Genomic DNA, 12,923 nt, shown 5'->3' on the forward strand with positions numbered 1-12,923 from the left:
CGTTCGACTCCGACGTCGATCGCACGCGCCTGCCCCCTCATCGACGGTGCCCCGGGTGGCGAACTTTGCATGAACAATGTCCGGTCTGCCCTCTGCAATTGTCGACAAGAGCCGTATAAATTTGGCCCATGTCTGCAATTATCGGAGCGCCTCCCTCATGCCATTCCCGCCTCGTCCGGGCCGTCCGCATTTCTTTCCGACGCGACAGGGCCGCTGCCCGTTCAGCCGGTTCGGCCGACTGCTCGCGGCCGTCGCGTTCATGGTGACGTTCGCAAGCGGTCACACGATCGCGGCCGCAGCGCCGGCGGTGCGCAACATCGTGCTCGTCCATGGCGCGTTCGCCGACGGGTCGAGTTGGCAGCCGGTCATCACCAGGCTGCAGCACATGGGTTACCACGTGACGGCCGTGCAGAATCCGCTCACTTCCCTAGACGATGACGTTGCCGCGACCGAGAACGTGTTGCGCCGACAAACCGGAGACGTACTGCTGGTCGGCCATTCGTGGGCCGGCGCGGTGATTACGCAAGCCGGTAATGCCGCCAATGTGAAGGGCCTTGTTTACCTGTCGGCACTGGCTCCGGATGACGGCGAGTCGGTCGACGACCTGCTGCACAGCGTCGGCGCACCGATGACGGGCCTGTCGCCGGACGCGCGGGGACTGATATGGCTGGACGATGCCCGCCAGTTCCAGCGCGTCATGGCGGGAGATCTTCCTTTTGAACGGGTCAACGCGCTGACCTCGACCCAACAGCCGATCGCGGCGGCCTGTTTCGCCGGCAAGGTGCGGCATGCGGCCTGGCATGACAAGCCCCGTTGGTACCTGCGAACGACCGACGACAACGCGCTCGACGCGACCGTGCAGCAGGCCATCGCGCAGCGGATCGGCGCAACGGTCACGACCATTCGCTCCAGTCACCTGTCGATGCTGTCTCACCCCGACGATGTCGCGAGACTGATCGACCGGGCCGCACGAACGGTTCATCCATGACGCCCTTCGGATTTCGAAGCAATTTGTCTTTCCCTCACTGCGAGACTGAAATGAAGCTCCTGCATCTCGATTCCAGCATTCTGGACGGCAACTCCATCACGCGAACGCTGTCCGCTGCCGTCGTAGCCGATTTGCGTGCACGACATCCGTTGGCCGAAGTGACCTACCGCGATCTCGTCCGCGACGAAATTGCCCACCTGACCGGACCGATCGCTGCCGGGTTCCGTGACGTCGCGACAGACGCATGCGACGACGATGCGATCCGCGAGCATCAGGTTTCCGACACCCTCGTGACGGAGTTTCTGGCCAGCGACGTCATCGTCATCGGCGCGCCGATGTACAACTTTTCGGTACCGAGTCAGTTGAAAGCCTGGCTGGATCGCATTGCACAGGCCGGACGAACCTTTCGATACACCGAGCATGGCCCGGTTGGCCTGGCCAGCGGCAAATGCGTCATCGTCGCCTCCGCACGCGGCGGGTTTTATGCGGAAGGACCTCTGGCCGGCATGGACTTCCAGGAAAACTATCTCAATCGCTTCTTCGGCTTCCTGGGTGTAACGGATGTCCGGTTCGTCCGTGCCGAGGGGGCATCGAAAGGCCAGCGGGTGCGGGACGAAGGTATCGCGCTCGCCAGGGCCGCCATCGCCGACGTACTCGCCGGCGTACCGGCGCCGGATGCACGGCCCGTCAAGTAACAGGATTCCTCATGCTGTTTGCGATCAAGCTGGATTACATCCGTCCGACGCAAGAGGTTCACGCTCACCTGGAGGCCCACAAGGCGTGGCTCGTCAAACACGTTCAGGCGGGAAGCATCCTGTTCGCGGGGCCGCTGCAGGGAGAGGCCGCCGGTTTTTTACTCGCGTATGCGGACCACCGGCGCGATATCGAGCAAATGATCGCGGAAGACCCGTTCGATATTCTCGGGTTGGCGACCTTCGACATTCAATGCTGTGAACCCGCGCTGCGTGCAAACGCTTTTCCTGCGCACTGGGCAGGAGGCGCCCGGCCGGTCTGACTTCCGTCGCGTCACGTCGAGCGGCCGTCCCCGCAACAATCCGGAATCGTCGCGAGACAAGCCCGGGCCGTTCACGCGGCCGGCCGAACACGCGCCGCTCGCGGATGCGCGACGAAGCCGGCGCAACACGGAACCAGGCAAACCAGGCCGGCCAGCAGCCAGAACGCGGTCGACAACCCGGCTTGATCGGCGATGAAGCCGATGCTGGCCGGGCCAACGAGATTGCCCGCATAGCCGGTCATCGTGATCGCCACGACGGCGAGCGACGGCGACATCGCGCGTTGAGCCCCGGCTCGGCGAAACATGATCGGCACGACATTCGATGCGCCCAGCCCGATCAACAGGAAACCCGCCAATGCCACCGGCGCGATCGGCGCGACGAGCAGAACGACCATCCCCGCCGTGGCGACCGATCCGCCCCAGAACATCATCGACCGGTCGCCGATGCGCGTGGTCAACGTGTCGCCACTCAACCGACCGGCCATCATCGCGATCGAGAACAGCATGTAGCCGAGGCCGCCCTGCGTGGCGGGAACCAGCCCTTTACCGGAAATGAACAACGCGCCCCAGCTGAGCAGCACGCCGTCGAGCAGGAATGAAATGGCCACCAGGCCCGCCAGCAACAGCACGATGCCGCGCGGCACCGCAAAAAGCGGGCCGCCCCGTCTTCGCGGCGTTTCGATCAGATGGCGCCGTGCAATCAGGATTCCGGCGAACATCAGCGCCGAGCACAGCAACATACTCGCGAACACGCCTGTATGCGCGGCCAGCAGAAAGGTCGCCAATGCCGAGCCGCCGAAGCCGCCCATGCTGTACTGAGCATGAAACCCCGACATCAGCGGCCGCCCTTCCACGCGCTCGACCTCGACCGCGTTGATGTTCATCGCGACATCCAGCGAACCGAGCGCCGCACCGAATCCGAACAGCGCAACGCCCAACGTGGCGGCGTCGTGCGCGATCGCCAGAAGCGGCAGGATCACGGCCAGCCCGACGCCACCACCGAAAACGATCGGCTTGCTGCCGAACCGGGTACCGAGTGTGCCCGTCAACATCATGGCGATCACGGAGCCTGCGCCGACACACAGCAGCAAGGCGCCGAGTGTCGCCTCGTCGATGGCCGCGCGCTGTTTGACGAACGGAACGAGCGACGCCCAGCACGCCGCGCCGAATCCGGCCACGAAGAATGCGATGCGTGTTGCGACCCGGGCCGCCGGTCGATATGAAGTCATGCCATGACACGCGTAAACGGTTGAATCGCGGGCGCCCCGCCGACATCGACGCCCACCTGCCGGTATCGGCGTGACGACGGGATGCGACGGGAGCGTACGGCCATCCCGGCATTCATGCAGGCCGTCTCCCGGCTGCGGCGCTCACGCTGTCGCAGGCTGCCTGCAGACGGCTCGCGTCCAGTCGACCGTCCGCTACCGCGCGTACGATTGCTTCGGCTACCTCACCGATGCGCGGCACCGCATTGGGCGACAGCAGCAGCAAATCCGCGCCGGCCGCCAGCGCGGCAACAGCCACGTCACCGAGTGCGCGATCGCCCTGAGTCGCCCGGTGATCGAGGTCGCAGGTCATCACCAGGCCGGAAAAACCCAGCTCCACGCGCAGGGCCGAAATCAGTTCGCGCGACAGCGAAGCCGCCACCGCCGGCTGAACCGCGCGGAAACGGGCCGGCCCCATCATTACCGCGTCGACACCCTCGTCGATCCCCGCTTCGAACGGCGCCCAAAGCGATCTCAATTCGGCGAGCGAAAGCGGCACGGTGGCATCGCTCGTGGCCGGGTGGCCCACCAGGTCGGGATGCCCGGGAAAATGTTTGAGCGTGGTCTGCAGACCGGCGCGACGAACGCCGCGCACGTACGCCCGGACCATCGCCGCCGCCTGAACCGGATCGTCGGCCAGCGTCCGGCCGTTCAGCCACAGGTTGCGCCCCGTCACGACATCGGCGGTCGGTGACAGCACCAGATTGATCCCGGCTTGCGCGACCCCCTTGGCCATTTCAAAGCAGACATCCTCCAGCTCGCGTGGCGGCATCCGTTGCGCATCGTCCCGGCCCGGCAACGGCGGCGTCAGCCATTGCAGCCGATGGACGGCGGCGATGTCCGCATCGGCCGCGAGCAGCATGTGCCCCGCACGCGCGGTTGCCTGTTCGACCGTGCCGTGCCACGCATCGAGCGTTTCGCGACGCCGGCGCTCCGCATTCATCTGGCCGGACACATATTCCTCGCCGGTCTCGCCGAACAGCAGGCTCTTTCCGCCGTTATCGAGAAACCGGCCGATGTGATCGTCGAGTTCGAGTGTCACGAGCACCGGAAACAACACGGCATGGGCTTGGCGCGAAAGTTCGCTCATCGATTGGCCTCACGCGCGCTCGTTGCGGCCGGCGACCTGCGCGCCATCCAGTTCCCGTGCGAGCGCGCGCACGCGGTTGGCCGCCTGCGCCAGCCGCGACGCGTCGAGCGCGCCGCTCCTGACGGCTTCGACGATCGTGCCGGCAATGCGGTCGAGCCCGGCTTCGCTCGACAGGAGCAGCAGATCGGCACCGGCATCCAGCGCGGCGACGGCCGTGGCCTCGATGCTTCTGCCGCGCAAGATGCCGGGCGCATCCAGATCGTCGGAAATGATGAGCCCGTGAAACGAGAATTCGTGACGCAGCATCGAAAGCGTATCGCGCGACGTGCTCGATGGATGCTCGACATCGATGGCAGGCACCAGCGCGGGCCCCGCCATGACCGCCTTGACGCCGCCGGCGATCAATGCCCGAAACACGTCGAGCGTCGGCGCGAGCTCGGCGAGCCCGCCGCCCACGACCGCCTCGTCGAGCGCCGGATCGAGCGCCGTGACCGGATGCCCGGGGAAATGCTTGGCGGTTGCCGCGACGCCCGCCGATTGCACGCCCTGCACGAACGCGTGGGCAATGCGCAGTACATCGGCGGCATCGGCGCCGAGATGCCGCCCGTCGAGCCAGGGATTCGCGCCCACCACGACATCGGCGATCGGCGACAGAAACAGGTTGACGCCCAGTTCGCGCGCCGCCGCGGCGACCGCGGCGGATCTTTCAACGATCGTCTCGGTGCCGGCGCGCAAGGCGTCGTCGAGCGACGGCAGCGCGGGCACGAGCGCATGCAGTCGTTGTATCCCGCCGAGTTCCTGATCGACGGCCACCAGCACTCCCGACCCTGCCCGCCTCCGGGTCGATTCGACGACATCCCTGAAGTGCGCGGCGGTCTCGTCCGCGCGGCGCTGCGCGCTCATCGCGCGTCCGACGTACTCGTCACGCGTCTCGCCCAGCAGTACCGACACGCCGCCCCGGTCGAGATATCGGCACACATCGTCGCTGAGCGTCAGGCCCGCGAATGCCGGCAACAGAACCGCGTAAGCGTCTCGATCGTAATCGTTCACAGCAGGACTCCCCTGTATAAGGTGCAAATTTCGCCACGACGGCCGCCGAGCCCGCCCGAATCCACGCGATGCAGTGGGTGCACCCGGCGGTTTCCCCCTGCAAGACGCTCGGCGAAGTGCATGCCGGCATGGTCTCCATAGAAAAATGTCGCGACAAGTTCGCGACTCGCCTTTTTGCGACGCACAGCGAAGCAGATCGGGCGTCGGTCCGCGCATCCTCGAGTGCGCGCGGTTTTGACCTGCGTCGACCGACTGCCGCGAGATACCCCGACATACCCGCTTGCTCCGCCCGGTAGCGTCATCGTGCGTCTCGAAACGGACGATCGCGAAATTGCGTACGTCAATTTGCCTTCCGATACTCGCCGGGCGCTCGTGCATAGCGACGCACGAGCGGGAACCGGCGTAGGTCAGATGTCATCTGAGGAGATTGGATTGTGAAGGCAAAAACAAGATTGCGGCGTATTTCGGCTCGGGCGGTCGTATCGACCGTCGCGAGCTTTTCGATGGTCGGCATGGCCGGTGCGCAGGCGCAAACGGTCGAGGTCGTTCATCAATGGACCTCCAGCAGTGAAGCCTATGCGCTCCAGGCGCTCAAGGACGCGTTGCAGAAGAAGGGCATCGGCTGGAAAGACAGCGCGATCGCCGGCAACGACGGCGCCAATCAACAACAGGCATTGCAGGCGCGGCTGGCGGCAGGGAGCGCGCCGGCAGCGGCGCAGGCCCAGCCGCAGCTGCTTTTTTCGTATGCCGAACAAAATGAGCTCACGAATCTCGACAGCCTCGCGAAGGCCGGCAACTGGGACAAGCTGATCGCGCCCGAGCTGATCCCCTACGTGAAATACAAGAACGACTGGTACGGCGTTCCGGTCAACGAGCACCGCGAGAACATGTTCTGGATCAACGCCAAGATCCTGCAGAAGTACGGCGGCAAAGCCCCGACCACCTGGGATGAATTCAACGCGCTGGCCGAGCGCATGAAGAAGGACGGCATCATCCCGGTCGCGCTGGGCGGCGAGGACTGGCAGGAAGCGGAGATCTTCAGCGATCTCGTCATCGGCATCGGCGGCCCCGCCTTTTACAAGAAGGCGATCATCGATCACGACCCCGCGACGATCCAGGGACCCACCATGCTCAAGGTGTTCGACCAATTGCGCAAGATCATCGGCTTCACGGATCCGAACCGCGCCGGTCGCGACTGGAACGTGGCGACGCAAATGGTCATCGACGGCAAGGCGGCGATGCAGATCCATGCGGACTGGGCCAAGGGCGAATTCCTCCGGGCAGGCAAGAAGCCGGGCATCGACTTCGTGTGCGCGGCGACGCCGGGAAGCGGTCACGCGTTCGTATGGGTCGTGGACACCATGACGTTCTTCAAACAGAAGAATCCCGCTGCCGCCGCCAATCAGGCGACGCTCGCCAATCTGGCCATGAGCGCCGACGTGCAGGAGAACTTCAATCTGCGCAAAGGTTCGATCCCCGCGCGGCTCGACGTGCCGCAATCGAAATTCGACGACTGCGCCAAGCTGAATTTCGCCGACCGAGCCGCGGCCGCCCAATCCGGCGCGGTCGTGCCGTCGTTCATCGAGAATGCCGCATTGGAGCGTGACGTTCGCGCATCGTTCGTCGATGTGATCACGCAATTCGTGAACACCCCGTCGATGACTTCCGCCACTGCCGTCAAGAAGCTGGCAGCCGCGGCGAAGAACAACTGACGTCGCCGGTGTCGTCCCGCTCCGTCCGGAGCGGGACCAGCCTGTCTGCCGGATTTCCCCGAATAGCTCAGAACTTGTGGCGCAGGCCGACGATTGCGACGATCTGCGAATTCGCGCCCGAATTGACGTCGTAAGAGCCGATCACCGCTTGAGCGCTCCCCTGGCCATTGTCGCCGCTCGCATGCTGATAGCCGGCCATCGCATAGACGTCGGTCCGTTTGCTCAGCAAATAGTCGACGCCGAGATTGACCTGCTGATAGGTCGCCGACGAATGGCCGCCCGAACGCGTGTAGTTGTAGCCGCCGATCACCTGGAACGTCGGCGTCGCCATCCAGCTCGCGAACACGGAGCCGTTCTGGAAGTGCTGCGAACCCGCGAACGTCGACGCGCCGTCCGACGTATAGCGCGTGTACGAGTACGCCGCGCCGGCCGTGACCGGCCCGACGACGTACTGTGCGCCGATCCGCCCGATATCGATGCCGCGGGCAGTGGCGTACGCAGCATTGACGGCGCTGTTGAAGAAACTGTCCGCGCTCGACGTGCCGCGTGCCGACGTCCTGGCGTTGCCGTTGTCCACGTGCAGGAACCCGCCCGCCACGCTGAGCGCGCCGCCGCTGTAGGCCGCCGCGGCCGACCAGCTTTGCCCGGAGCCCGTCGATCCCGCCACGCCGCCGAACGCATACATGGTCTCGACCGTGACACCGCCCCACGACGGGCTCGTCCACTTGACCGCACTATTGAAACGCGCGCTGTCGTCGTAATTGTCGATATCGCCCGGCGGCGCGAACAGGCCGCTGTACGAATCGGCGGTGATCGGCTGAACCAGATCGGTCACCGGATCGTATTGCCGACCGAGCGTGACCGTCCCGAAACGCGTGCTGCCCAGCCCGACGAACGCTTGCCGGCCGAACATGCGGCCGTCGTTCTGCAACTGACCCGAGCCGAGATCGAAGCCGTTCTCGAGCTGGAAGCTCGCTGACAAGCCTCCGCCAAGATCTTCGGTGCCCTTGAGCCCCCATTCGTTTCCGGACAGATTACCGGCCGACATCTTCCATTGCGACGCTTGTCCGCCGCTGTTGTGAATGTATGCGATACCGGTATCGACGATGCCGTAAAGCGTGACCGAGCTTTGCGCATGCGCGCCGGCCGCGTAGGCGGTAATCGACAGAGAGATCGCCGAGATGACTTTTCTTTTCATTTCACTTGTCCGTCCACGAAGTACACATCGATCAGAGCGGTATTGATGCGTCTCCCGCATACCGCTCCGCTTCTTTCCCGTCGTCAGGAGAACTATCCAGAGCGATGGGTGTACGGTAGGGAGGCCGTCATGCGACGGCTGATCGTCACCCCCTCCTGCCGTTTGACGACCGCCGCGTTTCCGGCCGGGCTGCCGTCCGACACGCGTTGTGTCGGACGAAAACCCGGTCACTGCCTCCTCACCCGCGACGCAGTATTGAAGTCCAATAAATGCCGCTCAATTTCGCAAAGACACAATTTGTGTCGCACTACGACGCACTCGCATCCACGCCATGAAAAGGGCCTCCGCGCGCCGCGGAACCGCGCAAACCCGCTCGACTCGACGCAAAAAAAACGGCACTCTTTCGAGTGCCGAATCGCTGCCCGATCTCTCGGCCCGATGTCAGTCCGCTCGCTTTCCGAAGCGGCGAACGCGGATATCGGCCTGTTCCTTGTGCCCCGCAAAGCCTTCCATTGCACACAGTCGCGAACAGTATTCACCGAGCATGGCCGATGCTTCGTCGGTCAACACCCGCTGATAGGTGCAGGTCTTGATGAATTTGCCGACCCACAGCCCACCGGTATAGCGCGCGGCCTTCGTCGTCGGCAACGTATGGTTCGTGCCGATCACCTTGTCGCCGTACGACACGTTGGTACGATCGCCGAGAAACAGCGCACCGTAGTTCGTCATGTGCTCGAGGAAATAGAGCGGATCGCGCGTCATGACCTGAACGTGCTCGGACGCGATCCGATCGGCTTCTTCGACCATTTCGTCGACGGTGTCGCACAGGATGATCTCGCCATAGTCGCGCCACGCGACCGACGCGACGGCCGCTGTCGGCAACACCGCAAGCTGGCGCTCGATCTCTGCCGGCAGGCCGTCCGCGAGCCTGGCGGAATTCGTCAGGAACACGACCGGCGAATTCACGCCATGCTCGGCCTGGCCGAGCAGGTCGGCCGCAACGATCTCGACGTCCGACGAATCGTCGGCGATGACGAGCGTCTCCGTCGGGCCCGCGATCAGGTCGATCCCGATCTTGCCGAACAGCTGGCGCTTCGCTTCGGCCACGTAGGCATTGCCCGGGCCGACGATCATGTCGACCGGCTCGAACTGATCCGTACCGAGCGCCAATGCGGCAATCGCCTGCACGCCGCCGACGCAGTAGATCTCGTCCGCGCCCGCGAGATGCATCGCCGTGACGATCGCCGGGTGCGGCTTGCCGTCGAACGGCGGCGCCACGGCCACCACACGCTTGACGCCGGCAACCTTGGCCGTGAGCACGCTCATATGAGCGGAAGCCAGCAACGGATACTTGCCGCCCGGGATATAGCAGCCGACGGAATTCACCGGAATGTTGCGGTGACCGAGCACCACGCCCGGCAGCGTCTCGACTTCGACGTCGCGCAATGCGTCCTTCTGCGCCAGGGCAAACCGGCGAACCTGCTGCTGCGCGAACTTGATGTCGTCCAGTTCGCGCTCCGACAGGGTCGCGACGCACGCGCTGATTTCCGCGTCCGTCAGCCGAAAGGATGCCGGGTTCCATTTGTCGAACCGCATCGAGTATTCGCGCACGGCAGCGTCCCCGTTGGCGGCGACGTCCGCGATGATCTGCTCGACCGTATCGCGCACCTGCTTCGCGATCTCGAGTTGCGCCTCCATCGGCTTGCTTTTCTTAAGATGCTGGATCACAAAAATCTCCAAGAGTGTTTCCCGACCATGCAGCGCGAAACCCGCGTTGCGACGGTGCACGATCCGAACGAGTTCGATCACACGGGCAAATTTTCGCGGGCCGAATTTGCCGACACAATTTCGCATCCGCGTCGAAGCTGACGCGACATGACGCACCGCGCTGACGCACCTGCCGAGGCGCGTCCCTCCCGGCGTTTCGCCGCGCCCGCCCGACTGCCCGCGCGCCCGGATACCGTCTTCCGGCCCCCGCCGGCCGAGGGTTTTCTAGTGCTTGACATCGCCATTTTGGGCGCGCAGCATTTCGCCAACTTATACGTATAAGTTCCATTGAACAAGGAGTGAAGTCATCATGCGAGTTCTCCATCTGTACGGCGGCTGGCCGGGGCACTACCCGTATGAAGTCGCCGCATGGACGCGCGGACTGTTCGACGAACTGGGCTGGGAGGTCGAAGGTTCGACCGACATCTTCACGCTCGATCGCGATCTGTCCGCCTTCGATCTGATCGTGATCGGCTGGAACAACGCCGTCACGACCGAGACGCTGACCGCGTCCCAGGAAAGGCATCTGCTGGACGCCATCGAGAACGGCACCGGCCTCGCCGCATGGCATGGCGCCGCCGCGGCGTTTCGCGCAAGTCTTCGCTATCACATGGTGCTCGGCGGGTCGTTCATCGAGCACCCTGCCGGCGAAGGCTATCCGCATCCGTACATGGTCAACGTGATCGATCACGACCATCCGGTCACGCGCGGCGTCGAGGACTTCGAAGTCCGTTCGGAGCAGTACTACATGCAGGTCGATCCGAACAACCACGTGCTGGCCGAAACCACCTTCGACGGCAAGCCGTTCCCGTGGCTGGCCGGCAATCGCAGCCCGGTCGCATGGGTCAGGCAGTGGGGACGCGGCCGCGTGTTCTACCACTCGATCGGCCACGACGTCGGCAACCTGTCCGACATCAACGTTCGCCGCCTCACGATGCAAGGCCTGCAATGGGCCGCGCGACCGGCTGCGTGACGCAGTCAAAGAAAGTCCGCGCGGGCCGACCGTCGTCGCGCGCGGGTGTCCTCAAATCCTAGTCAGGATAGAAAAATGGCAAAGCTTACCGGAAGTCAAATCGTCGCCCAGACGTTGAAGAACTACGGTGTCGAATACGTCGCCGGCATTCCCGGTCACGGCATCTGGACGCTGACGGACGCGTTCCTCGAGAAGGACTCGGAGATTCGCTTCATCCAGGTGTTTCACGAGCAAAGCGCGGTGCATCTGGCCGACGGCTACTACCGTGTGTCGGGCAAGCCGATGGCGGCAGTCACGTCGATCGGCGCCGGCGCGAGCAATACGGTCATCGGAATGGCAACGGCCTTCACCGATTCGACGAGCGTCATGCTCATCACCGGCGGGCCGCCCACGCACATGCGCGGTCACGGCCTGCTTCAGGAACTCGAACGCTACGTCGACAACGATTTCCCGAAGATCGCCGAAGCCGTGTCCAAGCGTCATTGGGTGGCCCAGCGCGTCGAGGAGTTGCCGTTCATCATGCATCGCGCATTCAGCTCGATGCTGACCGGCCGCCCCGGCCCGGTTCATGTCGAGATTCCGATGGACACGCAGGCCGAGGCCGCGGAAGTCACGCTGCACCAGCTCGAGGAACGCGTGCCGCTCGGCAAGGTGTATCCGGACCCCGTCGCCGTCGAAAAAGCGGCCGACGTGCTTCGGCAGGCCAGGCGCCCGGTGATGGTCATCGGCGGCGGCGTCATCACCGGCGAAGCGGCCGCGGAAGTGCTTGCGCTCGCCGAGAAGTGGCAGATTCCGGTCGTCACTACCTGGAACGGCAAGAGCGGCTTCCCCGAAGACCATGCGCTGTTCGCGGGCAGCGTCGGCCAAACCGGCACGATGTGCGGCAACAAGGTCGCATCGAGCGCGGACGTGATCATCGCCGTCGGCTGCCGTTTCACCGACTGGTCGTCGTCGAGCTACGCGAAAGGCGTCACGTTCTCGATTCCGCCCGGCAAGCTGATCCACATCGACATCGATCCGCACGAGATCGGCAAGAACTATCCGGTCGCCGTCGGCATCGTGGCCGACGCGAAGTACGCGCTCGCCCATATCGTCGAAGCGCTCGAAGGCGATGCGGCCGACCGCGGCGAATATCTGGCCGAGGTCGCCGCGCACAAGGCGGAATGGGAAGCCAAGCTGGCCACGCGCCGCGATTCCGACCGCTTCCCGTTCACGTCGCAACGACCGCTGGGCGCGCTGCGCAAGATCTTCCCGCGCGACACCATCGTGGTGGTCGGCTCGGGCAATACCCAGGGCGCGGTCAAACAGACCTTCCCGGTCTACACGCCGCGTACCCACCTGACCTCCGGCGGCTTTTCGTCGATGGGCTGGGCGGTGCCCGCCGCCATCGGTGCGAAGCTCGCGAAGCCGGACAGCCCGGTGGTATGCATTCTCGGTGACGGCGACTTCCTGATGACGTCGCAGGAAATCGCGATTTGCGTCACCAACAACCTGCCGGTGATCTTCATCGTGCAGAACAACGCCGGGTATATGTCGATTCGCGGCGGCCAGCGCAAGCAGACGAGCCGTCATATCGGTACCGAGTTCAACTATCCGGACGGACGCCCGTACTCGCCCGACTTCGAGGCGGTCGGCAAGGCATTCGGTCTCAAGTCGTGGCGCGTCAACAGCAATGACGAACTCGAGCCGATCCTCCAGCAGGCGCTCGACAGCAACGCGCCGTGCCTGATCGAGATTCCGACGGATCGCGACGCGGCCGGCCCGTGGGTGCCGGGCTGGTGGGATTTCCCGATTCCGGCCTATATCGACGACGAGCGCCAGGAAGAGTACGCGCAATTCCGCAACTCAGAGCAACATCTGTAAGG

At 64.4% G+C, this 12,923-nt stretch carries 11 protein-coding genes; 6 read left to right on the forward strand and 5 right to left on the reverse strand.

Annotated features, from left to right (window positions below; genetic code table 11):
• Positions 1-157 precede the first annotated feature (157 nt).
• The 3 genes from JMF86_RS33920 to JMF86_RS33930 are packed head-to-tail and all read left to right on the forward strand — an operon-like array spanning position 158 to position 2,003.
• On the forward strand, positions 158-988 hold the full coding sequence (locus JMF86_RS33920) for an alpha/beta fold hydrolase (protein ID WP_201317380.1): 831 nt from the start codon (positions 158-160) through the stop codon (positions 986-988).
• A 50-nt stretch (positions 989-1,038) separates the two neighbouring features.
• Entirely contained in the window at positions 1,039-1,683 is a 645-nt protein-coding gene (locus JMF86_RS33925; protein ID WP_201317381.1) for an FMN-dependent NADH-azoreductase, read from the forward strand.
• 11 nt (positions 1,684-1,694) lie between these two features.
• Positions 1,695-2,003, forward strand: a complete 309-nt coding sequence (locus JMF86_RS33930; RefSeq protein WP_011545706.1) for a YciI family protein — start codon at positions 1,695-1,697, stop codon at positions 2,001-2,003.
• 71 nt (positions 2,004-2,074) lie between these two features.
• On the opposite strand, the gene JMF86_RS33935 is transcribed toward JMF86_RS33930, so the two are convergent.
• The 3 genes from JMF86_RS33935 to JMF86_RS33945 form a co-directional block, all read right to left on the reverse strand.
• Entirely contained in the window at positions 2,075-3,232 is a 1,158-nt protein-coding gene (locus tag JMF86_RS33935; protein WP_201317382.1) for an MFS transporter, read from the reverse strand.
• A 112-nt stretch (positions 3,233-3,344) separates the two neighbouring features.
• Positions 3,345-4,358 (reverse strand): glycoside hydrolase family 3 N-terminal domain-containing protein, encoded by a 1,014-nt coding sequence (locus JMF86_RS33940; protein ID WP_201317383.1) that lies wholly within the window; start codon positions 4,356-4,358, stop codon positions 3,345-3,347.
• A 9-nt stretch (positions 4,359-4,367) separates the two neighbouring features.
• Positions 4,368-5,408 carry a glycoside hydrolase family 3 N-terminal domain-containing protein gene (locus tag JMF86_RS33945; protein WP_201317384.1) on the reverse strand — a complete coding sequence of 347 codons (1,041 nt, stop codon included), beginning with the start codon at positions 5,406-5,408 and terminating at the stop codon, positions 4,368-4,370.
• 434 nt (positions 5,409-5,842) lie between these two features.
• On the opposite strand from JMF86_RS33945, the gene JMF86_RS33950 reads away from it, so the two are divergent.
• On the forward strand, positions 5,843-7,120 hold the full coding sequence (locus tag JMF86_RS33950; protein WP_201317385.1) for an ABC transporter substrate-binding protein: 1,278 nt from the start codon (positions 5,843-5,845) through the stop codon (positions 7,118-7,120).
• 67 nt (positions 7,121-7,187) lie between these two features.
• On the opposite strand, the gene JMF86_RS33955 is transcribed toward JMF86_RS33950, so the two are convergent.
• Together JMF86_RS33955 and hisD are read right to left on the reverse strand one after the other, a co-directional pair.
• Complete coding sequence (locus JMF86_RS33955) at positions 7,188-8,318, reverse strand: porin (RefSeq protein WP_201317386.1); 1,131 nt, start codon at positions 8,316-8,318, stop codon at positions 7,188-7,190.
• A gap of 441 nt (positions 8,319-8,759) precedes the next feature.
• Positions 8,760-10,046, reverse strand: a complete 1,287-nt coding sequence (hisD, locus tag JMF86_RS33960; RefSeq protein ID WP_011545712.1) for a histidinol dehydrogenase — start codon at positions 10,044-10,046, stop codon at positions 8,760-8,762.
• A 349-nt stretch (positions 10,047-10,395) separates the two neighbouring features.
• On the opposite strand from hisD, the gene JMF86_RS33965 reads away from it, so the two are divergent.
• The gene (locus tag JMF86_RS33965) at positions 10,396-11,058 is read left to right on the forward strand and encodes a ThuA domain-containing protein (protein ID WP_077217190.1); all 663 of its coding nucleotides are present in this window, start codon (positions 10,396-10,398) and stop codon (positions 11,056-11,058) included.
• Between the two features lie 75 nt (positions 11,059-11,133).
• Positions 11,134-12,921: a thiamine pyrophosphate-binding protein gene (locus JMF86_RS33970; protein ID WP_074806867.1), complete on the forward strand. Its 1,788-nt coding sequence runs from the start codon at positions 11,134-11,136 to the stop codon at positions 12,919-12,921.
• The last annotated feature ends 2 nt before the right edge of the window (positions 12,922-12,923 follow it).

Origin of the sequence: Burkholderia sp. E168m15 (assembly GCF_016586105.1) — a bacterium.
GTDB classification, from domain to species: domain Bacteria; phylum Pseudomonadota; class Gammaproteobacteria; order Burkholderiales; family Burkholderiaceae; genus Burkholderia; species Burkholderia orbicola.

Coding starts and splice junctions, on each gene's coding strand:
- JMF86_RS33920 (WP_201317380.1), top strand. CDS start 158: ATGCCATTCCCGCCTCGTCCGGGCCGTCCGCATTTCTTTCCGACGCGA.
- JMF86_RS33955 (WP_201317386.1), bottom strand. CDS start 8,318: ATGAAAAGAAAAGTCATCTCGGCGATCTCTCTGTCGATTACCGCCTAC.
- JMF86_RS33940 (WP_201317383.1), bottom strand. CDS start 4,358: ATGAGCGAACTTTCGCGCCAAGCCCATGCCGTGTTGTTTCCGGTGCTC.
- JMF86_RS33930 (WP_011545706.1), top strand. CDS start 1,695: ATGCTGTTTGCGATCAAGCTGGATTACATCCGTCCGACGCAAGAGGTT.
- JMF86_RS33965 (WP_077217190.1), top strand. CDS start 10,396: ATGCGAGTTCTCCATCTGTACGGCGGCTGGCCGGGGCACTACCCGTAT.
- JMF86_RS33970 (WP_074806867.1), top strand. CDS start 11,134: ATGGCAAAGCTTACCGGAAGTCAAATCGTCGCCCAGACGTTGAAGAAC.
- JMF86_RS33935 (WP_201317382.1), bottom strand. CDS start 3,232: ATGACTTCATATCGACCGGCGGCCCGGGTCGCAACACGCATCGCATTC.
- JMF86_RS33925 (WP_201317381.1), top strand. CDS start 1,039: ATGAAGCTCCTGCATCTCGATTCCAGCATTCTGGACGGCAACTCCATC.